The sequence below is a fragment of the Sphingobium sp. genome, from assembly GCF_003248505.1.
GTDB lineage: Bacteria > Pseudomonadota > Alphaproteobacteria > Sphingomonadales > Sphingomonadaceae > Sphingobium.
Window position 1 is genome coordinate 1 of the sequence record NZ_QFOA01000019.1, and the last position, 26,543, is coordinate 26,543.

24 protein-coding genes are annotated in these 26,543 nt (G+C 62.5%); 11 read left to right on the top strand and 13 right to left on the bottom strand.

Features of this window, described 5'->3' with window-relative positions:
- Positions 1–58: 58 nt before the first annotated feature.
- Positions 59–307: a hypothetical protein gene (locus DI606_RS08800; protein WP_293981741.1), complete on the bottom strand. Its 249-nt coding sequence runs from the start codon at positions 305–307 to the stop codon at positions 59–61.
- On the opposite strand from DI606_RS08800, the gene DI606_RS08805 reads away from it, so the two are divergent.
- A complete protein-coding gene (locus tag DI606_RS08805) occupies positions 294–803 on the top strand; it encodes a lytic transglycosylase domain-containing protein (protein ID WP_293981744.1) in 510 nt (169 codons plus the stop codon). The genes DI606_RS08800 and DI606_RS08805 overlap by 14 nt on opposite strands.
- Positions 804–931: 128 nt before the next feature.
- On the opposite strand, the gene DI606_RS08810 is transcribed toward DI606_RS08805, so the two are convergent.
- A complete protein-coding gene (locus tag DI606_RS08810) occupies positions 932–2,161 on the bottom strand; it encodes a hypothetical protein (RefSeq protein ID WP_293981747.1) in 1,230 nt (409 codons plus the stop codon).
- Between the two features lie 314 nt (positions 2,162–2,475).
- On the opposite strand from DI606_RS08810, the gene DI606_RS08815 reads away from it, so the two are divergent.
- From DI606_RS08815 to DI606_RS08825, 3 genes are all read left to right on the top strand, one after another.
- Positions 2,476–3,132, top strand: a complete 657-nt coding sequence (locus DI606_RS08815; RefSeq protein WP_293981750.1) for a UPF0489 family protein — start codon at positions 2,476–2,478, stop codon at positions 3,130–3,132.
- A 582-nt stretch (positions 3,133–3,714) separates the two neighbouring features.
- On the top strand, positions 3,715–3,894 hold the full coding sequence (locus DI606_RS08820; RefSeq protein ID WP_125998557.1) for a hypothetical protein: 180 nt from the start codon (positions 3,715–3,717) through the stop codon (positions 3,892–3,894).
- The gene (locus DI606_RS08825) at positions 3,891–4,490 is read left to right on the top strand and encodes a hypothetical protein (RefSeq protein ID WP_293981756.1); all 600 of its coding nucleotides are present in this window, start codon (positions 3,891–3,893) and stop codon (positions 4,488–4,490) included. Before DI606_RS08820 ends, DI606_RS08825 begins: the two co-directional genes overlap by 4 nt.
- Before the next feature lie 91 nt (positions 4,491–4,581).
- On the opposite strand, the gene DI606_RS08830 is transcribed toward DI606_RS08825, so the two are convergent.
- Positions 4,582–5,691: a helix-turn-helix domain-containing protein gene (locus DI606_RS08830; RefSeq protein WP_293981759.1), complete on the bottom strand. Its 1,110-nt coding sequence runs from the start codon at positions 5,689–5,691 to the stop codon at positions 4,582–4,584.
- Positions 5,692–5,945: 254 nt separating this feature from the next.
- On the opposite strand from DI606_RS08830, the gene DI606_RS08835 reads away from it, so the two are divergent.
- The gene (locus tag DI606_RS08835) at positions 5,946–6,242 is read left to right on the top strand and encodes an HU family DNA-binding protein (RefSeq protein WP_125998554.1); all 297 of its coding nucleotides are present in this window, start codon (positions 5,946–5,948) and stop codon (positions 6,240–6,242) included.
- A gap of 21 nt (positions 6,243–6,263) precedes the next feature.
- Here the strand turns inward: DI606_RS08835 and DI606_RS08840 are convergent, their stop codons facing one another.
- Positions 6,264–6,452 (bottom strand): hypothetical protein, encoded by a 189-nt coding sequence (locus DI606_RS08840; RefSeq protein ID WP_125998553.1) that lies wholly within the window; start codon positions 6,450–6,452, stop codon positions 6,264–6,266.
- A 481-nt stretch (positions 6,453–6,933) separates the two neighbouring features.
- Between DI606_RS08840 and DI606_RS08845 the strand changes: the two genes are divergently transcribed.
- The 5 genes from DI606_RS08845 to DI606_RS08865 all read left to right on the top strand — a co-directional run bounded on the left by DI606_RS08845 (position 6,934) and on the right by DI606_RS08865 (position 14,428).
- Positions 6,934–8,046, top strand: a complete 1,113-nt coding sequence (locus DI606_RS08845) for an S-(hydroxymethyl)glutathione dehydrogenase/class III alcohol dehydrogenase (RefSeq protein WP_293981764.1) — start codon at positions 6,934–6,936, stop codon at positions 8,044–8,046.
- A gap of 10 nt (positions 8,047–8,056) precedes the next feature.
- On the top strand, positions 8,057–8,902 hold the full coding sequence (fghA, locus tag DI606_RS08850; protein ID WP_293981767.1) for an S-formylglutathione hydrolase: 846 nt from the start codon (positions 8,057–8,059) through the stop codon (positions 8,900–8,902).
- 240 nt (positions 8,903–9,142) lie between these two features.
- The gene (locus DI606_RS08855) at positions 9,143–9,775 is read left to right on the top strand and encodes a hypothetical protein (RefSeq protein WP_293981769.1); all 633 of its coding nucleotides are present in this window, start codon (positions 9,143–9,145) and stop codon (positions 9,773–9,775) included.
- Positions 9,753–11,222, top strand: a complete 1,470-nt coding sequence (locus tag DI606_RS08860; protein WP_367119466.1) for a DNA polymerase Y family protein — start codon at positions 9,753–9,755, stop codon at positions 11,220–11,222. Before DI606_RS08855 ends, DI606_RS08860 begins: the two co-directional genes overlap by 23 nt.
- Entirely contained in the window at positions 11,219–14,428 is a 3,210-nt protein-coding gene (locus DI606_RS08865) for an error-prone DNA polymerase (protein ID WP_293981775.1), read from the top strand. Before DI606_RS08860 ends, DI606_RS08865 begins: the two co-directional genes overlap by 4 nt.
- Before the next feature lie 3 nt (positions 14,429–14,431).
- Here DI606_RS08865 and DI606_RS08870 read toward each other — a convergent pair whose 3' ends face one another.
- A complete protein-coding gene (locus DI606_RS08870) occupies positions 14,432–15,103 on the bottom strand; it encodes a spermidine synthase (protein ID WP_293981778.1) in 672 nt (223 codons plus the stop codon).
- A 116-nt stretch (positions 15,104–15,219) separates the two neighbouring features.
- Here DI606_RS08870 and DI606_RS08875 point away from each other — a divergent pair, with 116 nt between their 5' ends.
- A complete protein-coding gene (locus DI606_RS08875; protein WP_293981781.1) occupies positions 15,220–15,678 on the top strand; it encodes a hypothetical protein in 459 nt (152 codons plus the stop codon).
- Here the strand turns inward: DI606_RS08875 and DI606_RS08880 are convergent.
- The 8 genes from DI606_RS08880 to DI606_RS08915 are packed head-to-tail and all read right to left on the bottom strand — an operon-like array spanning position 15,654 to position 26,334.
- Positions 15,654–17,444 carry a carboxypeptidase regulatory-like domain-containing protein gene (locus DI606_RS08880; RefSeq protein WP_293981784.1) on the bottom strand — a complete coding sequence of 597 codons (1,791 nt, stop codon included), beginning with the start codon at positions 17,442–17,444 and terminating at the stop codon, positions 15,654–15,656. The two genes, DI606_RS08875 and DI606_RS08880, sit on opposite strands and share 25 nt — an antisense overlap.
- The gene (locus DI606_RS08885) at positions 17,441–19,558 is read right to left on the bottom strand and encodes a DUF4175 family protein (protein WP_293981787.1); all 2,118 of its coding nucleotides are present in this window, start codon (positions 19,556–19,558) and stop codon (positions 17,441–17,443) included. The genes DI606_RS08880 and DI606_RS08885 overlap by 4 nt, the downstream gene beginning before the upstream one ends.
- Positions 19,555–20,700: a BatA domain-containing protein gene (locus DI606_RS08890; protein ID WP_293981790.1), complete on the bottom strand. Its 1,146-nt coding sequence runs from the start codon at positions 20,698–20,700 to the stop codon at positions 19,555–19,557. The genes DI606_RS08885 and DI606_RS08890 overlap by 4 nt, the downstream gene beginning before the upstream one ends.
- Complete coding sequence (locus DI606_RS08895) at positions 20,697–21,575, bottom strand: DUF58 domain-containing protein (RefSeq protein WP_293981859.1); 879 nt, start codon at positions 21,573–21,575, stop codon at positions 20,697–20,699. The genes DI606_RS08890 and DI606_RS08895 overlap by 4 nt, the downstream gene beginning before the upstream one ends.
- A gap of 19 nt (positions 21,576–21,594) precedes the next feature.
- Complete coding sequence (locus tag DI606_RS08900; RefSeq protein WP_293981793.1) at positions 21,595–22,584, bottom strand: MoxR family ATPase; 990 nt, start codon at positions 22,582–22,584, stop codon at positions 21,595–21,597.
- 43 nt (positions 22,585–22,627) lie between these two features.
- Positions 22,628–23,323 carry a DUF4159 domain-containing protein gene (locus tag DI606_RS08905; RefSeq protein ID WP_293981795.1) on the bottom strand — a complete coding sequence of 232 codons (696 nt, stop codon included), beginning with the start codon at positions 23,321–23,323 and terminating at the stop codon, positions 22,628–22,630.
- A 16-nt stretch (positions 23,324–23,339) separates the two neighbouring features.
- Complete coding sequence (locus tag DI606_RS08910) at positions 23,340–24,674, bottom strand: TldD/PmbA family protein (protein WP_293981797.1); 1,335 nt, start codon at positions 24,672–24,674, stop codon at positions 23,340–23,342.
- A 25-nt stretch (positions 24,675–24,699) separates the two neighbouring features.
- Positions 24,700–26,334, bottom strand: coding sequence for a TldD/PmbA family protein (locus DI606_RS08915; protein ID WP_293981800.1), 1,635 nt, complete (start codon positions 26,332–26,334; stop codon positions 24,700–24,702).
- Positions 26,335–26,543: the final 209 nt, after the last annotated feature.

Genomic DNA, 26,543 nt, shown 5'->3' on the forward strand with positions numbered 1-26,543 from the left:
GGGAGCGACATCATCTCGGAATCAGGGGGCGAGTAATTCTCGGAACAGGGGGGCGGCATCATTTCGGAATGAGGGGGCGGCTTCCCTCGGAATCAGCAAGCGAGAGCCAGTTCGCGGATTTGCCGGACGCCTTGCGGGCAATGCCCGATCGCTGTTTGAGACGCTCGATCGTCACCTGCAGACGATTGCGGAGAATCGGCAAGCCCATGCGCCCAAGGCGGAGGACCGTGCCACAGACCGGAACATTGAGGAGCGATCCTATGGTCACGATCGGTAAGAGGATAGCCGTCCTGATGGTGCTGATCATCTGGCAATCGGATGGTCTTGCAGCAACGTCCGGTCATGATGCGGCCGATGAACGGAGGGTAGCCCATTGCATCAGGCAAGCAGCCGGTGGACAGAAGTGGCTCGAAGTGACCTTGTGGGGACTGCGCGACCAGGAAGGAGGGTGGATCGGCGCGGCGGTGCCGAATCGCAACGGTAGCCACGACCTGGGACCTCTCCAGATCAACAGCTGGTGGGTGCCAAAAATCGCTGAGATGTTGAAACGTCCGCCGCAAGACGTTCGCCACTGGCTGCGCTATGATCCATGTTTCAACGCCAACGCGGCTCGATGGATTTTTGTCGCCGGCCTTGCGTCCACTGGCAGCTTTTGGAAAGCCGTTGGTGTCTATCACAGTCCGAGCTCTGATCGACAGAAGCGATATGCGCACAGTGTTGCGGAGCATCTGAAGCGCCGGTTCGGCGAGGCGATTTTCTCTCCTGTCCAGAGCGACCAGCAGCGATCGCAGAATCATTCCTGAAATATGGGATTACTCAAATGGCCCGTTCCAATGGGCAGACTGATGATTTCCAGTCAGGCCTTCTGCGCCGCGACGCCTGGACGCAAACATTGCCGGAGGTCGCACAAGCCACGGGATGCCGAGAGCGCTCAGCTTTTCAGCCTCCCAAGCGCGAAACTCCGAAAGCCGTCGAAACTCTCGCCCGCTCGCCCGAATGCATCACATAACATGCGATAAAACTGCCACATCTCCTCAATAGTGTCCTCGTCAGATCCTGTATGAAATTGACGAGTGACGGTTTCTTCCGCTGAGATCGGGCTTCGCCCCCTCCGTTCATCGAGCCGCCATTTCACATTTGTCAGAGGTCCAAAGCCCAGCTGGACAAGATATGGACCTCTGCTTCCCCATGACCGGAGGTGGTCCTGGTTTGCCTTGAGAAATCGGAACCAGCGATCCAGCAAATCCTCCGGCACAATATATTTCGCGTCTCCCTCGCCATGCGAAGCAGAGGAGTCAAACCCCCATATCTCGCCATCGGATGGAAACCATGCAGTGCCGGTGCGAATGCGCTTCTCGACATGGCTGCCTGACCAGGTGAAGGCGGCGCCTGTGATGCGTCCGTCACTCCTGGTTGTTGGTCTTCCGAGCGTCATTGTCTCTGGCAAATCACTGGCGGTTACGTGCTTCGGCCAGGTTGCAGGGAGTATCCGCATCCAGGATTTTGGAGCGGCATCGACCCGCCAATCCTGCGTTTCGCCCTCGACGATGATCGGCAACAACTTCGTTCGATCGAACCACAGCCCAGGCATCCCTATGCTCTGGCGGCTCCAACTCAATGCAGGCAATTCTGGGCGTTTCAGGTTAAGAGATATTGCAGCGCGAAGATCGGTTGCGAGACCCTTTCGTGCCGCATCAAGCTCTTGCCTAGAGCAGCCTTCTGCTGCCCGGTAGGCAATCGGGGCCCGGCGATGCGCAACATCAAAGGGAAGATCTGTCGGCTGCGTCCCCCTATGTGCAGCGTTCCAAACCAAGATCAATGGATCGTAACCCAGGACGTGTTTCGCATAGCCCAATTCGATCAGGACGTTCGGATTCGCCACCCACTTGCGCTTCCCTCCCTTTTCCTTGGGTGGGCGACTTGCAATCGGTGTCAGATCGGCAATGAACATGGAGCAGCGATCGATTTTCTTGAAAATCGTTTCGGCGATCGCAGCCAGACCGGGTACGTCCTTTGTGTCGTGGTCAATTTGCGGCCGCTCATCGAAACTGGCATCCGTTGCCAGTTGCTTAAGCGCCTCCTCGATCGCGCTCTTGATAAGGTGGCGACCCGTGCGGGGGTCATGGTCAGATTGCCAGGCCCAGAATATCGTCGTCGCCATCGCTGTGGCGCCTCCCTTAACGTCTTCATTTCATTGCGTCTGCGTTCCCTTTTGCTGTCCCGCGGCAAGGCATTGCAACAGGAATGTTCTTTGCTCGGTGCGCATTGGGAGTTTGGCGAGGTTAGTCGCGTTCTCGGCTGAAAAAAGGCGCGCCTCTATGCTTGGGGCGCCTCTGGCCATGTGCGCTTATGAACCCTATCGAGGCGACCAGGAGGCGCTTGATGACTGGAGAATGGATCGTACCCTTTGCCGGCAGAAACAGGACGGGGGTCTATCGGCAAAATTTCCTTTGGCGGTCGGGTAACCTCTTCGTCATGGACAATCACCGGGCAGCGGCCTGGTGCTGGAGCCAATGCGTCGATGCGCGAGAGGACCATGGACTGATCCATATCGATCGTCACAATGACACACTCCAGTCGCAGCTGGAAACCTGGCTGTCTCTGCTTCCTGCCGGTATCCCGCAGACAATTGAGGAGTATCTCTCGATGTCGCAGGATCTCGATATAGCTGGCAAGGCACCGGTATTCCGATGGGACAATTATCTCTCGATTTACCTCGCCCTTGCTGGGCAGCGGGTTACGGACTGCTATTTTGCAACCCATGGCGAAGGGGACCGGCCAAATCACCCGGCTGTCATCGATCTGACGCCCGCTGAACTCCCTGAACGGCTGTCCGGCGATATTTCGAGGCAAGGTTGCCCCTTCATCCTCAACCTCGATCTCGATTATTTTTTTGGTCCAGATGCGGCCACGCATGGGGACCGGGCACTGCGCATTCTCGATGACAGCTATTTCGACCGGGTGGGCGAAGGCATCGCTGCCCTTGATAGGGCCGGCAAATTGCGGGTGATCACGATCGCACTCACCGCTACTGACGATCTCACTGACGGTTGGGGGCCGGCCGAGGCTCTGGCAACCCGTATCTGCGCCAGCCTCGGCCACCAATTCGCGCTTTCGCCCGTCTCCGATTGAGAGCCAGTTGCGCTAGATAGCTTAACGTCGATTTGCCGGCCGTTGGCCCATTTTCGATCTGCGTGGCGCCTGCGGATCTGCTGGCGAAACGATGGGAGATTAGCTGTTGGAGTGACGGCCAGAATTACGAGGTGCGACCGCATCGGCAGACGCATCGAGGTCCGCAGCCAATTGCTCCAATGCACGACGGGCCCCTAGTCGCATGAGGCCATCGCCTTGTGTTCCAGAGGCGCCTCGCTGCGCGCGCTGACGCGCGAGATTGGCGACTGTCCGAAGAGTCTGCGGGTCCATCGTCCCAGCCTAATCTCAAGGCGCGGTTAAAGCCAGCGGTCGCTTGATGTCTGGGGTTTCCTGAACATCAGAGCCAGAACTTAGCATGTGCCGTGGGCATAGAAGCGGACTTTCGCATAATGCGAGCTTGGGTCGAAAACCGGTCTGATGGATGATAGGGTGGTCAGGCGCTGCGCGAAGCATCACGGTCGCAACACCCCGGCCTCGATGGTTGAACCGCTCGGCCTGCTGTTCGTTGACAGCCTCATGCGATAGGCGCATTGACGATATGGTCAATAGGATCGAACGCAGATGCAACTTGGTGATCGCAATGTTGTGATACTTGGCCTGCTCAAGCAGCGGACCGAGCGCAATACCGTTTCTCGCAAGAAGGCACGAGAGGCGTTAATTTCCGACGGGATCTACACCGCCAAGGGCAAGCTCCGCAAAGAATATGGCGGCAAGGGCAAAAAGGCCAAGTCCGTCGCTTGAGCCGCCTGCGGCCGTCCTTCGTCCTGGGATATCATGGCTGCGACGCGGCCATTGCCGATGAGCTGCTTAAAGGTAAGACCAGCCTCATTCACAGCGAGAAAGAATATGACTGGCTCGGGCCTGGTGCATATTTCTGGGAGGCTGATCCCCAGCGGGCACGAGAATGGGCAGACGAGAGAGCGGCCCGCAAGAAGGGAATGAAGGCTGCTGTCATTGGGGCGGTCATCGATCTTCGAAATTGTCTCGACCTTACCGTGCGCGAGAATATTGCGCTGGTTCAGGGCGCCCATGAGAGCTTCGTCAAGGAGCAGGAGGCGGCCGGACTCGAACTTCCTGAAAATCTGAGCCCCAAGGGTACCCGTAAGAAAGATCGTCTTCTGCGCTACCTGGACTGCGCCGTCATCAAGCATCTTCACAGCACAATGGACAGCGCGCCTGCGGGCATGGGAGTGGAGCCCTTCGACACAGTTCGGGGTATGTTTGTCGAGGGTGAACCAATTTACGAGGGGTGTGGCTTCAACATCAACACCCACACGCAGATTGCGGTTCGCAACGACGCCTGCATCATTGGGATATTCCTGCCCAGAGACGTCTGAATGTCCAGGGTTCACCTGGGGAAGGTTCGGTGCGGATTCATAGGCTGGTTGAGCCTACTGCTTCACGGCTGCCGACTGAAGGAAGGCCCCTTCAATCCGGCAAACTGTTGCTGCCAAGCCAGTTGTCGAGGCGCTCGCTCTCTGACCTGATGCCGTCAATCAGGATGCGAACCGATCGCCCTCCATCTATGTAGATGGGCTGGGTCTCCAATGCCCGAACCGAGAGGGCGATCTCGCGGAGAGCCTGAACCCTGTCCTGGGCGCCAAGGCCTACACCCAGCGATGCGCAGCGGAGAAGTTCCATGCCCCGCCTTCCTGCCTCACGTTTCACATCCTCGAAGGACATGTCGAGATCGCTCGTGGCCAGCCGCAGAGCAAGCCCGGCAAGTTGCTTGGCTGACGATTGAACCAGGGCCTGCACCTGCGCGATCGTGTCGTCACCAAAAGTCTCTGGCGGCGCCCATTTTGACCTGATGTACGACACGAGCCGGTCGATCTCGTCCATGGCGCCATAGATCTCAGCGCCGGGCCCGCTGAGGACCGGCCTTTCCCGCGCGAGAGTTTCGAGCGCCTGCGCCATCTTTTCGAGCGGCGGTTCGGTCTCGGCGAGGCTGGCCGGCGCGGTTGCGCTGATTGATCGTGCCCTGTCAGCAAGATCGCCCGCGTCGTGACGCAGGCTTTGCGCCCATGGATTGATGCGACGTGCTCGTTTGTCGGCCATCATGACATCGACATCGATAAGAAAGGTGGCGAGGTCGCCCCGATAGCGCGACTCGGCGCTAGGCCTGCTCTGCTTGTCCCACTCTCGCACATGAGCAATCACCTCATCCGGCGTCATCGGCCGCGTTGCCGTCATCTGGCGGAGGTAAGGAATATCCTTTGAATAATAGATCGGCTGCTTGCCCTTGGGTACGTCGAGTATGGCAACGATTCGCTCTCCTGCAGCGGCAAAGGAAAGGCGGACATGGACCAGTGGTAGGACCGTCTTGACGATACCTTCGATGCGGCTTCTGATCCGGTTGCGCCCGTCATGGGTGTCGCAATCCTCGATCCCGACAATCGCGCCATCATCCTCGACGCCCAGAAAGATGCGCCCGGCGCGACTCGTCGCAAACCCTGCGATTTCCTTGGCAAGTGAGGATGCCTGTTCCGGCAGGCCGCGCTTGAACTCGGCTGTATCGCTCTCGCCACGATCGGCCAACTCTGCAAGCTGGGCCGAAAGCTCAGCATCGATCCATCGAAGATTCTCCGGAACATCGTCGAACGGCGCGGGATCGGTGGCTGTCATGTTCTTGAGATTGACTGTAATCTGATGATAATTGCAAGGGCTGCATCGCCTGGTAAATCGCAGCGCGCGCGTTGCTGCCAAGTAAAATGACGGGCCCCACGAAAAGCCTCTTCTGCGCCTTTTGCGATTTGTGCATGTAAGTGCAGAGAGCCGGGTAGGGGGAATTGATGGTTCGATCGGAATTGATCACGCGTATTTCAGAAGAGTATCCAGATTTGTCTGCGGCGGACGCCGAAACGATCGTGGAGACATTCTTCGGTTCGATTGCCGAGCAACTTCGGTCGGGCGGCAGAGTCGAACTGCGTGGGTTCGGCGCTTTTTCGGTCAGAGCCTATGAGGCCCGCAACGGCCGTAACCCGCGTACCGGCGCGGCGGTCCCCGTTGAACCCAAATCGAGAGTGCATTTCAAGCCAGGCAAGGCCATGCTCGAAAGACTGAACCCCAGGGCGCCGCTCGAAAGCTAGGCGAGAGGGGACAGCAATGCGTCAGCCGTCAAACGAGCCGGGGAATTTGATGCGGCCCTGGCTGATCGCAACGCTGCTGAAAAACCCGTTACGCGCGGCAAGCTCGTCACGCGTCACTTTGCCGCTCCGCAGGTCAGCCTCGTCTTTGTCGCGTGCTCGCTGCTTCTCGCGAGCCCGTTCCGCAGGGTCATAGAATTGCGGCTCCTTCATTTGTACAGGATATGGGTGCCTGAACCCTCGGTCAAGAAAGCCGCCTCAGTTATGCCGACCATGTTGGCCGCTCGATGCTCATGCGTTAATGTCCAGGGGCTTCCAGAGCGGCTTTCCAGTCAGGGGAAGCGGGCATGAACGGGGGCGAATGGCCAACCAAACTCGCAACCTAGCTGATGTCTACCGATCAGGAGGGGTTGAAGGGGGGAGGAATTTGATATAGAAGGCTGATAAATAAGGAGAAAATTCTGTGCTGCGGAGTGGATTTTGGCTGCGGGCATAATTGCGGGTATATTCGCAGGTGCCGCAGAAAAAATCCTTTGTTTTCAATCGGATAGTCAATAATTTCGGTTGCTGCCGGGCCCACCATAATACTTTGCCATTCCGATAATCTCTCCGCAGGACATATTTGCGTTCAGCCGGATGACTGCCGTGCGGTTCGGCTGCTAGAGAGGTGCGCCATCAGATTGAGGACCAGGACATGAAGACCCGTGCCGCCGTAGCTTTCGAAGCGAAGAAGCCGCTAGAAATCGTGGAACTGGACCTGGAAGGACCAAAGGCGGGCGAAGTGCTGGTCGAGATCATGGCGACGGGTATCTGCCACACCGACGCCTACACGCTCGACGGTTTCGACAGCGAGGGCATCTTTCCGTCCGTTCTGGGGCATGAAGGTGCGGGCATCGTGCGAGAGGTCGGCGCGGGCGTGACGAGCGTTCAGACTGGCGATCACGTGATCCCGCTCTACACCCCCGAATGCCGCCAGTGCAAAAGCTGCCTTTCGGGCAAGACCAACCTGTGCACGGCAATCCGTGCGACGCAGGGCAAGGGGGTAATGCCCGACGGCACGACCCGCTTCAGTTACAAGGGCCAGCCAATCTATCATTATATGGGCTGCTCGACTTTTTCGAACTTCACTGTTCTTCCTGAAATTGCCGTTGCGAGGATTCGGAACGACGCGCCGTTTCAGTCCAGCTGTTACATCGGGTGCGGTGTGACCACGGGTGTTGGCGCCGTCATCAACACCGCCAAGGTGCAGGTCGGCGACAATGTCGTCATATTCGGTCTGGGCGGTATCGGCCTAAACGTCATTCAGGGCGCGCGGCTTGCGGGCGCGGCGAAGATCATCGGCGTCGACATCAACTCCGATCGTGAGGAATGGGGCCGCCGTTTTGGCATGACGGAATTTCTCAACTCCAAGGGCATGAGCCGCGAGGATGTGGTAGCGAAGATCGTCACGATGACGGATGGCGGGGCGGACTATACGTTCGACGCCACCGGCAACACCGAAGTGATGCGCACCGCACTTGAAGCCTGTCATCGCGGCTGGGGCACATCCATCATCATCGGGGTGGCAGAAGCGGGCAAGGAGATCGCTACGCGCCCGTTCCAGCTGGTTACTGGGCGTAACTGGCGCGGCACCGCGTTCGGCGGTGCAAAGGGCCGGACGGACGTGCCCAAGATCGTCGACATGTACATGACCGGTAAGATCGAGATCGATCCCATGATCACGCACGTGATGGGTCTGGAGGAAATCAACGAAGCCTTCGACCTGATGCACGCGGGCAAGAGCATCCGCTCTGTCGTGGTATTCTGAAGGGATGACTATGGAGCAGGTCAGCAGCAACAAAGCCTTTGGCGGGCTCCAAGGCGTATACAAGCATGCGTCGTCCGCCACGGGAACGGAAATGACCTTTTCGGTCTTCGTCCCTCCGCATGATCCGGCGGCGAAACTTCCGGTTGTCTGGTATCTCTCGGGGTTGACCTGCACCCATTCCAATGTGACGGAAAAGGGCGAGTACCGCCGTCTCTGCGCGGAACTGGGCCTGATCTTTGTTGCACCGGACACGTCGCCGCGCGGAGAAGGGGTGCCGGACGATCCGGCGGGTGCATATGATTTCGGCCTGGGGGCTGGCTTTTATGTCGATGCGACGCGCAGCCCCTATGACCGTCATTACAAAATGTGGTCCTATGTCACCGAGGAATTGCCCGCTTTGGTTGCGGACCGATTTCCTGCCGACATGGAAAGGCAATCGATCATGGGACATTCCATGGGCGGGCACGGAGCGTTGACGGTGGCGTTGCGGCATCCGCAAAGATTTGCCGCCGTATCGGCCTTCGCCCCTATCGTCGCGCCCGGTCGCGTGCCTTGGGGGCAAAAGGCGCTGGGCGGCTATTTGGGGGATGACCCGGCATCCTGGCGTCGCCACGATGCCGTTGCGCTTATCGAGGACGGGGCACGAGTTCCGGCAATACTGGTCGATCAGGGGATCGACGATCCTTTTCTGGCGCAGGAACTACGGCCCGAACTTCTTGAAAATGCATGTGAGGCGGCAGGTATCGACCTGACGCTCAACCTGCGCGACGGGTACGACCACAGTTATTATTTCATTTCCACCTTCATGGAAAATCATCTGCGCTGGCATGCGAATCGGTTAGGCCGTTCGCTTTGACAGAAGGGAATGCTGTCCGCCAAGGCAAGGGGTAGCAGCGGCACGGCAGCGCACGCCTCGCATGTCGATGCGTATCGTTTTACCGTTTCGGGATAGACGTGCGTCCACAATGGGAACATAAAGTGAACATTGTGAGCGATTCGAGATATGAAAGCTGTCCTTTCCTTCCCCGACCGTGGCCTTTCGACACGATATACAACACGGATGTTACATGCTTCCGGTTCACTGGAACGCGGACGCTTGCACGAAATCCATTGCGTGGGGCAGGATCGTGCGGCGGCGCTTGCCTTCGCTCTGGCAACGATGGATCGCAAGGCCGGGGAAGCGATCTTTCTGTTTTTAGCCGAGAAGCGATCATATCGAGCCTTCATTCCTTCAGGGGAAGCACTGGCTTTTCTGGGGATCGATCCGCAGCATGTGACCATCGTTCGGACAAGGTGCGAAATCGACATGCTGCGGGCCGGACTGGACGCCGCGCGCTGCCCCGGTGTCGGAACGGTCGTTATCGAAAGCCGGGGAAGCTTTGCAGATTATGACCTGACCGCCAGTCGACGACTGGTTCTGGCCGCTGAAGCTTCGCGAACGGGGATCGTGGTCCTGCGCTGCGATGCCGAACCACGGTCGAGCGGCGCGCATACGCGCTGGTCTGTCGCCAGCGCTCCTTCCGTCCCGCTGGAGGCGGACGCACCGGGCTTGCCGTCGCTCGATGCAAGGCTGTTGCGCCGTCGGGGCGGCGCTGCTGGTGGCCAGTGGCGTTTGATGTGGGACTTAGAACATGGGCAGTTTCGAGATACAGCTCAGCCAGAGACGGTGTCTGGCGCTGTGGTTTCCTTTCCTCCCCTGCGAAAGAGTGCAACGGGCGGAAGCGGGTAAGGCGCGGGCGAGCGAGGCGCTGCCTTTTGCACTGGTCGGACGGGTCGGCAACGCCCTGCGCCTGATGTCCCTTAATCGCTCGGCATTCCGGCACGGGCTTGTCGCGGGCATGACGCTGGCGGATGCACGCTCGCGCTGCCCCGATCTCTTGACGCGGCCCGCCGACCCTCAAGGCGATGAGAGTGAACTGCAAACATTGCTGGAAAGGATGCGCCGCTTCACGCCGATGGTGAGCCTGGATCCGCCCGATGGCCTTATCCTCGACATCAGCGGCTGCGCGCATCTGTTCGGGGGAGAGGCGGGGCTGGTCGCTCAGGCGAAGCTGCGGGCGGGCTACAGTTGTCGCCATGGACTTTCGCCTACGGCAATGGCGGCGCGGGCTCTTGCGCGACATGGAGGGAAGGGGGAAGATGTCGGGCCGCTGTCCGTGGCCGCGCTGGACCTGGATGATCATGCCCTGGCGGCGCTGCGGCGGGCGGGATTACGGACCATCGGCGATCTGACCCGGCGTCCGATGAGCATGATCGCCGCGCGCTTTGGCGAGCAGACCGTTTTGCGCCTGCGGCAGATGATGGGAGAGGCAGGCAGTCCCATTACACCTGCTCGCGCCATCGACCCGATCCGATGCGAGGCGCGATTTGCCGAACCGATCGCGCGCACCGAGGATGTGATGGATGTGATCGAGGGCCTGTTGCTCGATGCGGCCCGACAGATGGAGGCGCGGCACGAGGGTGGGCGTCGCTTTCATGTCCTCCTGCTGCGCAGCGATGGTGCACGGCAGGAACTGGGTATCGAAACCGGACACCCCGTGCGCGATCCGGATTCCGTCATGCGCCTTCTGCGGGAACGGATCGACACGCTGGCCGATCCGCTTGATCCCGGTTTCGGTTTCGATGCCGTGCGGTTGGCGGTGCCATGGACGGAAGCGTTGATCGAACGCCAGCGATCCTGGGAAGGAGGAGCGGAGGAGGCGAAGCGGGAAGAGGTTGCAGCGCTGATCGACCGTCTCGGCGTCCGGCTCGGGCCCGACCGGGTGTTGCGTCTGGTCCCGTGCGATCGCCATCTCCCGGAAAGAGCGCAGAGCATGGTTCCGGCTGCGCAGGCCCTGCCTTTGGCGTGGCCAATAGCGCAAACGGATTTGCCACGACCGCTGCTTTTCTTCGACCCGCCTCAAGGCGTCGATGTCATAGCGGGCGTACCCGACGGCCCACCGCAGCGCTTCCGCTGGGGCGGGGTACTGCATGAGGTGAAGCTGGCCGAAGGACCGGAACGGATCGCTGCGGAATGGTGGCGCAGGCGCGAGGGGCACCAGCCCGGCGGAGCGGGGCGCGTTCGTGACTATTACCGGATCGAAGATAGCGAGGGGCGGCGCTACTGGATGTTCCGCTACGGCCTTTATGGCGACGAGGCGCGGATCGACTGGTATCTGCACGGTCTGTTTCCATGATCGCGCCCCCCTTCGCGGAAGTCGTTGCAGCCACGAATTTCAGCTTTCTACGCGGCGCCTCTCATCCGCATGAGATGGTGAGGCAGGCGGAATGTCTGGGCATGACCGGCCTTGGCATCGCTGATCGCAACAGTGTAGCGGGCGTGGTGCGTGCGCATCAGGCGCTCAAGGATATTAGCCCGCTGGGCGCGTCCATGCGGCTGATCGTCGGCGCGCGGCTGGTGTTCACCGACGGCACGCCCGATATGATCGCCTATCCCACGACACGCCATGGCTGGGGCAGGCTGACGCGGCTGCTGACCTTGGGCAATCGGCGGGCGTTGAAGGGCGAATGCGAAATCGCCCTGGATGACCTTCTCGACCATGTGCAGGACATGGCGCTGATCGCGATGGACGGCGACGAGTTATTGCTGGCACGATTGCGGGAGACGACGCCGCATCTCTGGCTGGCGACGACGATGCATCGTTCCGGGCGGGACGCGCGCATGCTGGCGGAGCGCAAGGCGCTTGCAGCACGATGCGGCGTAGCGCTGATCGCGACCAACGATCCGCTTTATGCCTGCCCGGACGACAGGCCCATGCAGGATGTGCTGACATGTATCCGCGAAGGGGTGACCGTCCAGACGGCAGGCCGGCGTCTGGCCGCCAATGCCGAACGGCACCTCAAGCCCCCGGAGGAAATGGCCCGACTGTTCGCAGCCTGTCCCGAAGCGATTGCCGCGACGCAGGACCTTCTGAGCCGCATCCATTTCACGCTGGATCATCTTCGCTATGAGTATCCGCACGAACCGGTACCGGATGGATGGGAGCCGCAGGACTGGCTTGAGGAACTGGTGCGCCGGAAAGCGGCGGAGAAGTTTCCCGACGGACTACTCGCTGATTATCGCAGGGTGCTCACCGAGGAATTCCGGCTGATCCGCCTCAAGAAATACGCCTATTATTTTCTGACCGTCCACGACATCGTCGCATATGCTCGCGGACTTGAGCCGCCGATCCTGTGTCAGGGGCGCGGGTCGGCAGCCAATTCCCTCGTCTGCTATCTGCTGGGCATCACCCCTATCGACCCTGTGAAGGAAAAGCTCCTCTTCTCCCGCTTCCTGACCGAGCAGCGCAGCGAGCCGCCCGACATCGACGTCGATTTCGAACATGAACGGCGCGAGGAGGTGATGCAATATATCTACCGCCGCTATTCGCGCGACCGCGCAGGCATTGCCGCCACGGTGATCCGCTATCGCCAGCGCAGCGCCGTGCGGGAAGTGGGCAAGGCGCTTGGCCTTACGGAGGATGTCACGGCCCGCCTGTCGGGCACGGTCTGGGGCTGGGGCGGGGAGGGACTGCCCGAAAGCCGCGTGGCGGAGGCGGGTTTCGATCCAGCCAATCCCGAACTGGCGCGACTGCGCGATATCGCGGATCGGCTCTACGACACGCCGCGCCATCTGTCCCAGCATGTCGGCGGCTTCGTATTGAGTCAGGGGCGGCTGGATGAACTGGTGCCGATCCATAACGCGGCGATGCCCGACCGCACCTTCATCGAATGGGACAAGGACGACCTGGAATCGCTGAAACTGATGAAGGTGGATGTGCTGGCACTCGGCATGTTGACCGCGATCCGCAAAAGCTTCGACCTGATGCGCCGACATGGCCTTGGCGAGATGGACCTCGACAGAATTCCCGCAGGGGACAGCGCCACCTACGCCATGCTCCAGAAGGGAGACAGCATCGGCACCTTTCAGGTCGAAAGCCGCGCCCAGATCGCCATGTTGCCGCGCATGAAGCCCAAGGAACTCTACGACCTCGTCATCCAGGTCGCGATTGTGCGACCGGGGCCGATCCAGGGCGGCATGGTACATCCCTATCTGAGGCGACGAAACGGGGAGGAAGCGGCGGAGCTTCCCGGACCGCCGGACAATCCGAATGAGTTGAAGGACGTACTTGGCAAGACATTGGGCGTGCCGCTGTTTCAGGAACAAGCGATGAAGCTCGCCATCGTGGCGGCCGATTTCACCCCCGAGCAGGCAGACGGGCTACGCCGCGCCATGGCGACCTTTCGCCGGACGGGGCAGGTGAGCAAATATCAGACCGACCTGATCGAAGGCATGGTGAAACGGGGATATGAACGCAATTTCGCCGAACGCTGCTTCAAGCAGATCGAGGGGTTCGGCGAATATGGCTTCCCCGAAAGCCATGCGCAGGCATTTGGGTGGCTTGCCTATGTATCGTCATGGATCAAGTGCCATTATCCCGCGGTCTTTACCTGCGCGCTGCTCAACAGCCAGCCCATGGGTTTCTACGCCCCCGCGCAACTGGTCCGCGACGCGCAGGAGCATGGCGTGGAAGTCCGGCCAGTCGATGTGCAGGCAAGCGAATGGAACAGCGGTCTGGAGGGGGAACGCATCCTGCGGCTGGGCCTCAACCGGATAGACGGTTTCCGCGAGGAGTGGGCAGGCGCACTGGCCGTCGCCCGGACGCAGGCACCGATCCGCGATATGGAGGATCTGGCGCGGCGGGCGGGATTGCCTTCGCGCGCGCTCCACCTCCTCGCCGATACCGATGCGCTGCAGTCGATCGGCCAGACCCGGCGACAGGCAGGTTGGGAGGTGCGGCGGGTGCCGCCTGCGCAACTGCCGCTTTTCGCTGCGCAGGATCTGCCCGAACTGGGAAGGGAGCCGGAAGCCGACTTACCGACCATGCCTTTGTCGGAGGAAGTGGCCATCGATTACCAGACGCATCGCCTCTCGCTCAAAGGACATCCGATGCAGTTCCTGCGCGACCGTTTCGCCCGCCATGGCGTCATCGATTGTGCCGCCGTCAATCGCGCGCGAGACGGGACGAAGATACGCGTGGCTGGCGTCGTGCTGATCCGTCAGCGGCCCGGCAAAGGGAATGCGATCTTCATCACGATCGAGGATGAAAGCGGGATCGTCAACGCGCTGCTATGGGCGCGGGAGATGGAAAAGCAGCGGCGCGCGGTGATGGCTTCGCGGCTCATGCTGATCGATGGCGTGGTTCAGCGTAGCAAGGAGGATGTTGTGCATCTGATGGTAGACCGGGTTACCGATGCGAGCGTGATGCTGGACTGGCTGCACGAACAGCCGATGATGCGCAGCGACGAGGTTGCGCATCCCGTGCATCCGCGCGCCCTGCCTTCCCCACGCCGTCATCCGCGCGATGTGCGCATCCTGCCCCGTTCACGAGACTTTCATTGAGCGTTACCGTTTCGTCGCGAACCAGATGACATGGCGCGGCCCCTTGCCATTGTCGCGCGCCTTGACCGCCACTTCATCGACGAGATAGCCGCTTTGGCGCAGGCGGCGGGTAAAGGCATCGTCCGACCCCGCCGACCAGATCGCGAGAATGCCCCCGGGCCTGAGCGCTGCCTTGGCCGCTTCCAGCCCGGCGGCGGAATAGAGGCGATCGTTCGCCGCCGCCGTCAGCCCGTCCGGCCCATTGTCCACATCGAGCAGGATCGCATCGTAGCGGTTGTGCGCACGCCCGATCACCGGGACGACGTCCTCGATCAGCAGTTCGACGCGCGGGTCGTCCAGGCATCCGTCCATCAGATCGACCATGGGGCCGCGCGCCCATTCGATGATTTCGGGCACCAGTTCGGCCATCGTCACCCGGGCCGATCCGTCCAGCACGCCCAGCGCCGCGCGCAGGGTGAAGCCCATGGCATATCCACCGACCAGAAGATGCGGCGCCCTCCGGTCCTTCAGCCGTTCGATCGTCATCAGCGCCAACTGCTTTTCCGATCCGCTCATCCGGCTGCTCATCAACTCGTTGCGGTCGAGGACGATCATATGATCCTTGCCACGCCGGTAGAGCTTCAGTTCCTGCCCGCCCGGCACATGCGCCGAACCCAGATATTCCCGCGGGATCATGGTCGCGTCCTTCTTTCCCATGTACGTCGCTGCGCATGGCAGCTTGGCTTCCGCCGCGCAAATGCTACAGGCTGGGGCACCCCGTCCCATCCGTTTTGCAGGCAGATTTTTCGACGATGCGCTATTTCCTCGACACTGAATTCAACGGCTTTGGCGGCGCGCTGATCAGCGTCGCGCTGGTGCCGGAGGATGGCGACCAGGAACTTTACATCTCCCTGCCCCTGCCCGATGCGGTCGAACCCTGGGTTGCGCAGCATGTCATCCCCTATCTGCGGCTGGTGCCTGCGGGGGTCGACCATGAGCTCGATCGCGTGGAGGCCGCGGATATGATCGCCGCCTATCTGGCGGGGGATGCCGATCCCGTCATTATCGCGGACTGGCCCGAGGATCTCGCCCATTTCTGCGCGCTGCTGGTGACGGGGCCGGGCCAGATGACGGGCGTGGATTTCGGGTTGCGGCTCGAACTCATCAACGCAGCGGGTTTCAGCGCGGCGGCAAACAGCCGGGTGCCGCATAACGCCCTTCACGATGCGAGGGCGCTGCGCGATTTCTACATGGTCGACCGGGTATCCTGACTTCTACCCCTGCGGCTGCGTTCCAGCCACCAAAGCAGAGCACTCGCCCCAAACCAGCCGAGCCACCAGAGCCATGCCGGAACATACGCTGAAGCGTGAGTCTCGACAGGACTGGCGGTCGTGGGGGTCGCAAGCAGCGCTGTTGCCTGTCGGTCTCTGGCAAGCCGCATAGTCGCAAGGGCGTCGCGGTCACGGACATAAACAGCTCGCCATATCTTACCGTCTGCGACCTTATACCAGCCAGGCTCCTCCGGCCAGAAAGCCGCGCAACCATTTACCGGGATCAGCCGCAAGCGCCTTCCCCCCGGCGCTTCCAATTGCGTAGCCTTTTGGACGCCGCATAGCGTTGCGCGCTCCCCCACCCAATAGGCGGCTGTGTCGATGACGCTGGTCGTTACGGGCCGGGCTACGGCGGACAGCAAAGCGCTCCACCAGTCGCCATGCAGGTCGCGTCGTCCCGTCAATGTCAGGCCATAGCTGTCGGTTGGGGTGAAGATAGCCACCCGTCCGGCGCCCATCGTGCGCCAGCCTGCCAGCACGGTACCGCCAGCGTCGCGAAGGAGGGGAACGACGCCCGTGCCACCGGGCACTAAATCGACCCTGCTGACATCGGGCAGCGGATCATCGGGCGAGGCCAAGTCTGGCGGTGTATCGTCGTTGCCGATGCCCTGGCGGGTGGCAGCGACAGTGGTAGACTGCGGCTTCGGGAGCGCGAGGGGAGCCAGGCGGTTCGTACCGTCGAGCGTGAAGCCAAGGCCCCGCCATTGTCCTCGCGTCGTCACGTCCAAGGGGCCCGCGCTGTGCAGGATGAGGCCAAGGCCATTTTTGGCCGCTGCGGTCAGGGCGTTGCGAGCGGCCGGCCAGCTGCGGTCGTCGACAATGGCGGCGTCGAACCGCTTGAGGCTGCCAGCATCGAGCGAAACGGGCGCGTCGCCCAAAGACACCCCGCCGCCTGCCGCACTTTGCGCCACCACGTCGAAACCTGAATCTTCGGCCCAGCGCCGCAGATATTTGGCTTCGGGGCCAGGTCCGCCCGAAAGGATCAGAAGTCGGGTGCGGGGGGCTTCCTCCACCCATATCGGCACTGCCGCCTGTTCGATCGCCCGCTTGCCCTGCATGATGCGCAGCGTGAAAAGCGCCGTTCCCGCAGCCCGCGCCGTTCCAGCCACCAGAAATTTACCGCCTTCACCGACAGGTTGCGCATCGGTGACGCGTCCGGCGGGGTCGAGCAGTACCACGCGTGCATCCGCCAGACCGGCAACCGTCCCGCCGACCTCGAAGCGCGATCCGGGCGCGATTGCGCGCGGGGAAGCAAGATGGAGGAGGCCGGTAGGGGAAGCGCCTCGATCGAACCGCACGGAAAGGCCGTGTGCATGGTCCACGTCCCGTGGCTTGAGGCCGTTACCCAGCACAGTGACAGTTTGGGCATCGGGATATCGGCGCAATGCGGTAGCGAGATCGGGCATCCGCTCTCCCCCTGCGACCGAAGGCGCTTCGGGCAGGAGGATGAGCGGATCGCCGCTGCCGGCCGGCAGGACAGGCGCACCCGCCGTTGCAATGCGAAGCGACGGAGCGCTCCCCATCCGGCTCGGCGGGTAAAGCGCGCCATAAAGAAGGATCGCGGTGATCGGTTGAAGAATGATAAGTAGGGCAAGTCGAAGCGGCTCCGCGCGGAGTGCTGCCGCTTTTTGCCAGAGGGTGAGGCGAACTGTGGCGCCCAGCGTCCCTAGCGCCAGCAGAGCGGCCACGATGGTCTGGGGCGTCATCGGCTGGCTCCGATCATGCCGAGATAGCGTTTGCCCCGCGCATCGGGCGTGCTGCGACGGGTAGCTTGGCCCATCGGTCGCTCCATGGCGCGCCAAACTTGGGCGCGCAGCGCGTCACGGCATCGCTTGCAACCGGGATCGCGCCGAACCGCGTCGATCGCGCCCGACAGCGCCAGCGCGTCGGGAAGACGCGAGGCATTCGCGCGGCTCCAGCTTTCCAGCGGCGCAAGGTCGATAGCGCCCGCGATCGCGTCAGGCCCGTCACCCAGCGCCCGCCACGCCGCCGCGGCGGGACCGTCGCCACGCTCCACCGGGGGCGTCGCCAATATGCGGCTGGCGATCCCCTCGCGCTTGCCCGTCATCCGTCGCGATGGATCGAACGGCGGCAGTTCGGGACCGACGCGGGAGAGGAATATGCGCGTTGCCTGCTGGACATCCTTGATGAAGCGCAGAGCCTTGTAAGCGAAGGGAAGGGCGAGGTCGGGATGCCCTTGTTTCAGTTCCCGTTCCGACAGCCACATCTGGTCGACCGCCTGTTTCAGAACCGCGCGTGTTTCGGGCGGAAGGCTGGACGCCTGCGCATCGTCATGCGGGTGGCCGAATTCGGCGAGCACGTCCTCAGGCGCGCCGAAACCGGCCCGGGGCTGGTTGGGCGGGCCACCATGATCGTGGCCGTCGCCCTCCGAATGGCCATCCTCGTCCGCCCCCGGAAGCTCCGGCTCACCTTCGTGCTCCCCGCCCAGAAACTGGCTGTAGCGACCGCGCAGGATTTGCTGATCGTTCCCGATCTGGCCGGAGCGACCGAGATAGCGATCGGCGGTCAGCGACCGTTTTTGCTTTAGCAAAGCCTCCGCGTCGATGATGATCTGCCGCTGGCTGCGGAAATAGGCGGGGAGCGTCGTGTTCACCATGCCGGTCAGGCCGCCGCTTTCAGGCTGTTTCGCGGACGGCCAGCGCAGGATGAGGCTGGGGCCGCGCGTTTCCTGGGGGTTGGGGCTATGGTTGTCCCGGACGATGAGCTGTACCACCATGTCGCCGCCTGCGGAGAAGCCCAAGCGCGTAAAGTCCAAGGTCGGCGAGAAGCGCTTTTCGCGCACGCCGCCGCTGCCGTTCACCGCCATTTCCCGTTCGCTGAACGTGACATTCTCGCCTTCGCCCAGCGCCAGCGTAATGCGCAGCCGGGCGGTGCCGTTGACGCCATAATCGTCGGTAGCGCCGAAAACCGGGGTCCAACTGCGCTGGCCCGCAGACACCATCGTAAGCCCGCTGGCGGGGGATACGGCCTTCACCTGCGGCGGCATGTCGGGGATGGCGTCGATCCGGTGGAGCGGCGGGGTCGCACCGCGCCCCTCAGCGGGATCGACGCGGTAAAGGAATGCGCCCTCCGCCACGCGGCTGGCAATCCAATCCCGCCCGTCGCGTTGCAGCGTCAGCGGCTGACCGCCGAGCAGGAGAAGGCGAGGCACGCGAGCGTCTGGCGAAAAGCGCAGTCGCCATTCCAGCCGCGAACCCGTTGCCACCCGCGCGTCGAGGGAGGCGGAATCGCGGATCGGCAAACCGGTGTAGGCGGGAGGAAGAATGCGGAGATTTTGTCCCACCAGTGCCGGGATGCCGGGTGTTGTGACCAATCCCTCGCTGCTGAGGCTGAGTATCGGCGCGTCATGGGGATAACGGGGCCATAGCAGGGCAAGCGCCGTAAGCAATGCGGCAACGCCGATGACCAAGGCCAGCGGTCGCACATTCCACGTGGGTGCCAGTTCCTCGGCATTGACGGTGGCAAGACGCGGGGCGATCCGCGAGCGCTGCAAATGTTGCAGCGGGCCGAGTGCGTCCTCGCCGAACAGCAGCGCGCTGCTATCCTCCAGTTCGGGATGACGGGTGTCGAGCGCCCGGATCAGCCAACCGGTCGTGAAGCGGTTTGCGCGGCGAAACGCGACAGCGAAAGAGACAGCTGAAACGATTATCGCAACGCCCGTCGCGGCGAACGGACCTGCCATGCGGAGGACGATGGCGCACAATGTGACGACAATGGGAAGTGCGAATGCGCCTGTTTCCATCAGCACACGGCGGCGGGCCGGAGCGATCCATTCGGTTGCGGAGACAAAAGCCGTCATGGCGTCGGTCCCCGTTGGCGTCGCGTGGCAATCCAGCGTTCGGCGCACAGGAGCGCCGCGATCAGCACCGCAAGCCAAGGGCGCAGGTCGTCGGGACGGGGCAGGGGCGCAGGGCCGCCGGGGAGCGGGGCGTAGTCGCTCGCGACAGCGCGCATGGGCGGAGACACCGGAGCGATCAGGTCACGCAACCGGTCCGGGAAGTCGCTTTCGAGCAGGACGGGCATGTGAGAAGGCGACAACGAACGAGACAGCCGAATCACATATCCTTCGCCGATCTTTCCCTTTTTTGCCAAAAGGTTACCTCGATAATCGAACCAGATCGGGAAAGTGGCGGCATCTTCGGGCCAACGCGTGTCGGCCGCGACGATCGCCTGCCCGCCACGCTCCACCCACCTTGTCAGCGCGTCCGGCACCGTGCCGCCCGCCATCCAGAACAACGTCGTGCCGATCGGCGGGAGCGGGGCAGAGGGCGAGGCCGTATCAAGGGGGCGCGGGTTACCCGGAGCGGCCCAGGCTGAAGCGGAAGCGCGCAGATAGAGAATGTCCGGGCGATGCGCTGCGTCGGCGCGGATGGCAATGCGTGGCAGCGAGGCCGGAGGGGGAAGCGGCACGGGGGTTGCCCCGCGCGTGACTTGCCAACGGATCTGTCGCGATAGGCGGGGACGCTCGGCATCCGCACCGTCGATTACCGATGGTGCGACAATGGTGAGGGGCGTGCCCGGCGGCAAGGCGGCATCGAGTTCGCGGATCAAACTCGCGGTCGGCAGGGCGGCGGAGGGGCGGGGCGCGTCGATTGGCGGGAAACCGGGGGCAAGCCAATGCGCGCGCCGCCCCCGGTCATTTTCGGCGTCGTATCGCGCACCGGGAATGACAGCGACATAGGGTGCTTTATCCGACGCGCCGATCAGCACGGGCTGCGCCAGCCAGAGCGCGACGAGCGCCAGCAGCAGCATTCGCAGAAGCAGCAGCAATCGCTCGTCGAAGCGCAGGCGGGATCGTGGCTTTGGCCTTTCGCTCAGCCAGCGCAGCGCCGCGAAATCGGTAAGGCGCTGCTCGCTGCGCCGCGCGATGTGAATGGCGAGCGGCACGATGAGGCTCGCGAGTGCGGCAAGGCCGAGCGGAAAGAGAAGAGTGACGCTCAACCCCGGGCCTCACCTTTGCCGAACAGGCGGCGGAGCGGAAGGTCGACCGGTTCGTCCAGGACATGCGTGACATGGCCTATCCCCACGCCGTCGAGCCGCCGGTGCAGCCGGTCGCGCGCCTGCGCGAAGCGGGCAAGGAAGTCGGCGCGCAAGGCTGCGCCGTCCGCCTGCAATTCCTCACCCGTTTCGGGATCGCGGAACCGATGCCCGCCATCGAAGGGGAAGTCGCGTTCCGCGACCGTCAGCATTTCGACCACCAGCGTTTCTCGTCCGGCCGCTGCCAGCTTTTCGGCAAGGGCGGCGGCGGCCTCATCGAAACAGTCGCTCAGCAACAGGACGATGTCGTGCTTGCCGATCCGGTCCCAAAGCGGCGCAAGCTGCCCCGCATCGGCGAACCGGCGTGCAGGCGAAAGCGCCGTGAGTGCGATCCGCATCCGGTCGCGCTGGCGAAGGCCGGTCGCGGCGGGCACCATCGTCAGGCCTTCGTCGCTAAGCGCGATGAGGCCGAAGCGATCTCCCTGGCCCATCGCGACTTCGGCGACGGCGCTGGCCAATGCTTTCGCCGCGTCGAGGCGGGCGTAGTCGGGCCGGTCGCCATCCGCCTGCGCCATCGAGGCACTGGCGTCGATCAATATCCAGATGGCGACCGGGCTTTCCCGTTCCGCCTCGCGGACGAAGAATTTGTCGGACCGGGCGTAGAGCTTCCAGTCGATCTGCCGCAGTTCGTCGCCGGGTTCATAGGCGCGATATTGCGCGAATTCGAGGCCTGCGCCCCTGCTGTGGCTTCGATGCAGCCCTATGCCCCGCGCGCCGATGGCCCGGCGCGTGACGATGCGCAAACCGCGCAGGCGGCTGCGGACGTCGGGAGGCAGCATGTCCGTCACGGTGGGGCTTTCAGCCGAGCGGAACGGCGCGGATCAGGGCGGCGACGACATCGTCCGCGCTGCGTCCCTCGGCCTCGGCCGCGAAGGAAAGAAGCAGGCGGTGGCGCATCACCGGCGCTGCAAGCGCGGCGATATCGTCCCGTGTCGCGGCGAGGCGACCGTGGAGCAGCGCACGCGCCTTGGCGCAAAGGATGAGCGCCTGCCCGGCACGCGGCCCGGCACCCCATTTCACATATTTGCGAATTTCCTCTGGCGTCGCTTCGCCGGGACGGCTCGCGCGGATAAGGCGCGTGACCCAGGCGAGCAGGTCGTCGCTCAGATGCACGTCGCGCACCAGTGCCTGAAGCGCCAGCACTTCTTCCCCCTGCATGACGGCGGGGACCGCGGCGCCGCCCGCGCCGGTCGTTTGGGCCAGGATGGCACGTTCCTCCTCCTCGCTGGGATAATCGACGCGGATATGGAGGAGGAAGCGGTCGAGCTGTGCTTCGGGCAAGGGATAGGTGCCGGCTTGCTCCAGCGGGTTCTGCGTCGCCAGCACGAAGAAGGGGTTGGGCAGGCGGTGCGTGACGCCTGCATAGCTGACCGTCTTTTCCTGCATCGCTTCGAGCAGGGCGGCCTGCGTCTTGGGAGGAGTGCGGTTGAGTTCGTCGGCGAGCAGCAGATTGGTAAAGACCGGCCCCTGCTGGAACCGGAAGCTGCGATGCCCGGTGCCGTGATCCTCCTCCAGCAATTCGGTGCCCAGAATGTCGCTGGGCATGAGGTCGGGGGTGAACTGAACCCGCCGGAATTCAAGCTTCAGCGCTTCGCCCAGCGAGCGCACCAGCAGCGTCTTGCCAAGGCCCGGAACCCCCTCCAGCAGGCAATGCCCGCCCGCGAGCAGGCCGATCAACAGTTGTTCGACCACTTCTGCCTGCCCGACGATCGCCTGCCCGATCGCGGCGCGCAAGTCGCCCAGACGCGCGAGGCGGCTTTCGATTTCGGCTTCGGTGATATCGTTCATTTGCAGTCCCTTGCTGGGCATAGTTACAGAGGGGCGGGAAGCATCACACCGTCAGCGCATACATCACGATGTTTACTGCGAACCGGGTGTTATCTTCGGCCAGGAAGCGCTTGTTGCGCCAATCATAATCCCACTCGCACCCATAATCCTTGTTGCTGTAGAGAATGCCGAGCCGCCCGTTCACCTCGATCCCCTTGAGATAATCGTGGACGAGGTCGTCGCCCCAGCCGTTGAGTTCGAACGCCGTGTTGGGCGGGCCGTCGAACTGGAAAAAGCTGCGATAGATGCCATGGGTCTTGGGCAAGGGTTTCAGGGCCTTGGGCCCGAAGATTTTCGCCATTTGCGCTTCGAAGGATCGGGCGAACAGGCCGTCTATGTCGTGGTTGCAATCGTCCACCATCACAAAGCCGCCGTTGCGGACATAGCGTTCGAAATTGCGGCGTTCGGCGGGGGAGAATTCGACGAGCTTGTGCCCCGCCATGTAGCAGAAGGGCGCGGTCAGCATCCGGGGGTCGGACAGCGGGATCACATGTTCCTTGGGATCGACCCGCAGTGTCGTATAGTCGATGAGCGAGGTGATGATGTTCGACGGGGCGCGCTGATCCACGTCCCAGTCGCCCGAATCGTAGCGCAGGCGGGTGAACCAGAAGTCGTAGCCACCCGCTGCGGCGAGCGGCCGGGCGAGCAGCGTGCTCGCCAGACCGCCAGCCATCAGCCGAAGAAATTCGCCGCGCGTCATCCTCCGACCGACATGTTCAGACCGCGTCCGACAGCGAGGTGAAGGTGAAATCGCGCAGCTTCATGGGCGGAATCACCATGACCATGTCGCTTTCGTCGCTCTTTACACGGACTGGCTTGCCGAATTCCTCCACATTGTTGAGCATGATCACGGGGCTTTCGTTGAAACGGAAATTCTTGATCGGATATTTGAGCTGCCCGTTCTCGATATAGAAAGTGCCGTCCCGGGTCAGGCCCGTGAGCAGCACCGTCTGCGGATCGACCATGCGGATATACCAGGTGCGGGAGACGAGGATGCCGCGTTCGGTCGAGCGGATAAGGTCGGCCGTGGACTTGGTGCCGCCCTGCATGATGACGTTTCCGAAACCGGCCTGTTCGGGCTTCCCCTGTTTTTGCGCCCAGTAGCGGCTGTAGTTCATGTTCATGAGCTTGCCGTTCTGGATGATCGGCATCTTCTTGCGGGGCAGGCCCTCGTCATCCCAGGGGTAGACCGCCGCGCCGGGATAGGCGGGATCGGCGAACATGTTGACCTGAGGCCCGTAGACCTGTTCGCCGATCTTGTTGCCGCCGCCCTTTTTCGACAGGAAGCTGCGGCCTTCGTCGGCGGAGCGGGCGTCGAAGAAGAACATCATGAAGGCGATCAGACCGGCGGCGGCGGCAGGTTCGAGGATGACGGTATATTTGCCCGGCTCCAGCGCCTGCGCGCCCGCCGATGCGCTCGCCTTGCGCATGGCGACGCGGATGTCCTCGCCCGCGTTGAACTGCGCCACGTCCTGCACATTATGGCCGACCCAGCCCGAACCGCGCCCGTCCTCGGTGCGGACGGTGCAGGTATAGTCGCTGCTGGAGCCGGTCTGGTAACCGTAATTGCCTTTGTTGTTCATGAAGGCGACGAAGCCCGCCTGATCTTCCAGATAGCCAGCCGCAACGAGCTTTTCCGCGCGGCAGGGGGCGATGGAGTCCGTCGCAACCTTGGCGCGATAGGCAGGCGTGATGCCTGCCGTCGACGCGCTGAACGTGTCGGTCTTCATATAGGCCTGCTTGGACACCGCAGGCATGAATTCCGGATTTTCAGGTGCCAGCTTCGCCAGTTCCTCCGCACGGCGAACGACGCGTTCCAGCGCGGCGTCATCGAACTGGTTGATGGTGGCGGTGCCCACGCGCTTGCCATAGGCGACCTGCACCTGAAGCTGGATATCGTCGGTCACACCGGCGGTGGACACGTCGTTGCGCGCGAAGCGGACATTGCCGCGCGTCATGCCGTTCAACTGGGCGGTGCATTCGTCCGCCTTGGAAAAGCCCACGACCTTGGTCAGGATAGCCTTGGCCTGCACTTCGGGAAGGATGCTCATTTTTTCTGTCTCCTAAAGCGGTCTGTCAGCCGAGCGTGCGGGCGGTATTGATGACGTTGATGCCGTTGAAGCGCGCGGTCGAGGATCCGTGCGACACGGCGGACACCTGTGCAGGCTGACCCTTGCCGTCGAAGAAGGAGCCGCCGAGGCGATAGTCGCTGGCGTCGCAGACCCCCGCACAGGCGTTCCAGAATTCCGGCGTGCGGATCTGGTAGGCGACATCCTCGATCTGCTGCGTGATCTTGCCGTTCTTGATCTCGTAGAAGAGCTGACCGCCGAACTGGGCGTTGTAGCGTTGCTGATCGATGGAAAAGCTGCCGTCGCCGATGATGTAGATGCCGTTTTCGACATTGGCGATCATGTCGCCGACGCTCATCTTCTGCTTGCCCGGTTCCAGGCTGACGTTCGGCATGCGCTGGAACTGCACATTGGACCAGCTGTCGGCATAGGCGCAGCCGTCCGATTCCTTCTTGCCCTCGATATGCGCCTGATCGCGAATGGCCTGATAGCCGACCAGCTTGCCGTCGCGGATCAGGTCCCACTTCTTCGCCCTGACGCCTTCGTCGTCATAGGCGACCGCGCCCAGGCTGCCCGGCTGCGTCTTGTCGGCAACGATGTTCACCTTGTCGCTGCCATATTGGAAATGGCTTTGCAGCTTGTCCATCGTGGCGAAGCTGGTGCCCGCGTAATTGGCTTCGTAGCCGAGCACACGGTCGAGTTCGAGCGGGTGGCCGATCGATTCATGGATGGTAAGCCAGGTATGCGACGGGTCGAGCACGAGGTCGTATTTGCCGGGTTTGACCGATGTCGCCTTGATCTTCGCCTGTGCCTGCTTGGCGGCGGCGACGGCGTCCTCCTTCATGTCGTAGCTTTTGCCGTAGACGGTGACGCCGTTGGGCAGCACGGTCTTGCCGCTGGCCGCGCCGTCCAGATATTCGAAGCCCATGCCCATCGGCGCGGAGAGTCCGTCGCGGGTGCGGAACTTGCCGCTTACCTTGTCGACGGCGGTGACTTCGATCGGCGCCCAGATGCGATGCACATCCTGGTCGATGTAGCTGCCGTCGGTGCTGGCGAAATATTTCTGTTCGTTGACGAGGAACAGGATGGAGCGGATGAAGCTCGCGCCAGCGTCGAGCGCGGCGGCGTTGACGCCCATCAGCAGGTCGACCTTGTCCTTGATCGGCACCGTCATGCTGTTCTTGACGATTGGCGTGCGCCAGGCGACTTCGCCCACGCCCGGCGTGGGCGCAAGCTGGACCGGGGCGCTCTGTCCCGGCGCGTTCGCCTTGGCGATGGCGACGGCCTGGGCCGCGGCCTTGGCCACCGCATCGGGGGTCAGATCGTTGGTCGCGGCAAAGCCCCATGCCCCGTTGGCGATGACGCGAATGCCGACGCCGGTCGATTCGGTGTTGACGATGTTTTCGACATTGCGTTCGCGCGTGATGACGAATTGACGCAGGTAACGGCCGACGCGCACGTCGCAATAAGTCGCGCCCGCGCTCTTCGCGCTGTTCATCGCGGTATCCGCTAGCTGCTTCTTGAACGATGCGGACAGAGTGCTGTTCAGTTCTTCCGCGGCGATCGCGCGCCCGAACATCGACGGCAGCGCAAGCCCGCCGATACCGGCAGCCCCGAGGGCCAGAAAATTGCGTCTGTGCAAGGCTTGTGTCTCCTGCCTGAATGCCCGCGCGATACGGGTCGGATTGTCGTTGGGATGCGGCAGGTGTGCCGTACCGGTTTGATAAGGCGGATCATTGCCGCCAGTCCGGACCGGGTCAAACAACTTTTACAAGCGCGCAAGAAGGGCGCGTGCCCTTTCGACAAATGTCATGTGTCGAAAAGGAGTGGCGACGACGAAACAAGGCGAAC

Bases quoted from the DNA above. Each gene is read 5' to 3' on its own strand.
- DI606_RS08805 (WP_293981744.1), top strand. From the start codon at position 294: ATGGTGCTGATCATCTGGCAATCGGATGGTCTTGCAGCAACGTCCGGT.
- DI606_RS08800 (WP_293981741.1), bottom strand. From the start codon at position 307: ATGATCAGCACCATCAGGACGGCTATCCTCTTACCGATCGTGACCATA.
- DI606_RS08810 (WP_293981747.1), bottom strand. From the start codon at position 2,161: ATGGCGACGACGATATTCTGGGCCTGGCAATCTGACCATGACCCCCGC.
- DI606_RS08815 (WP_293981750.1), top strand. From the start codon at position 2,476: ATGGACAATCACCGGGCAGCGGCCTGGTGCTGGAGCCAATGCGTCGAT.
- DI606_RS08820 (WP_125998557.1), top strand. From the start codon at position 3,715: ATGCAACTTGGTGATCGCAATGTTGTGATACTTGGCCTGCTCAAGCAG.
- DI606_RS08835 (WP_125998554.1), top strand. From the start codon at position 5,946: ATGGTTCGATCGGAATTGATCACGCGTATTTCAGAAGAGTATCCAGAT.
- DI606_RS08840 (WP_125998553.1), bottom strand. From the start codon at position 6,452: ATGAAGGAGCCGCAATTCTATGACCCTGCGGAACGGGCTCGCGAGAAG.
- DI606_RS08845 (WP_293981764.1), top strand. From the start codon at position 6,934: ATGAAGACCCGTGCCGCCGTAGCTTTCGAAGCGAAGAAGCCGCTAGAA.
- fghA (WP_293981767.1), top strand. From the start codon at position 8,057: ATGGAGCAGGTCAGCAGCAACAAAGCCTTTGGCGGGCTCCAAGGCGTA.
- DI606_RS08865 (WP_293981775.1), top strand. From the start codon at position 11,219: ATGATCGCGCCCCCCTTCGCGGAAGTCGTTGCAGCCACGAATTTCAGC.
- DI606_RS08870 (WP_293981778.1), bottom strand. From the start codon at position 15,103: ATGATCCCGCGGGAATATCTGGGTTCGGCGCATGTGCCGGGCGGGCAG.
- DI606_RS08875 (WP_293981781.1), top strand. From the start codon at position 15,220: ATGCGCTATTTCCTCGACACTGAATTCAACGGCTTTGGCGGCGCGCTG.
- DI606_RS08880 (WP_293981784.1), bottom strand. From the start codon at position 17,444: ATGACGCCCCAGACCATCGTGGCCGCTCTGCTGGCGCTAGGGACGCTG.
- DI606_RS08885 (WP_293981787.1), bottom strand. From the start codon at position 19,558: ATGACGGCTTTTGTCTCCGCAACCGAATGGATCGCTCCGGCCCGCCGC.
- DI606_RS08895 (WP_293981859.1), bottom strand. From the start codon at position 21,575: ATGCTGCCTCCCGACGTCCGCAGCCGCCTGCGCGGTTTGCGCATCGTC.
- DI606_RS08900 (WP_293981793.1), bottom strand. From the start codon at position 22,584: ATGAACGATATCACCGAAGCCGAAATCGAAAGCCGCCTCGCGCGTCTG.
- DI606_RS08905 (WP_293981795.1), bottom strand. From the start codon at position 23,323: ATGACGCGCGGCGAATTTCTTCGGCTGATGGCTGGCGGTCTGGCGAGC.
- DI606_RS08910 (WP_293981797.1), bottom strand. From the start codon at position 24,674: ATGAGCATCCTTCCCGAAGTGCAGGCCAAGGCTATCCTGACCAAGGTC.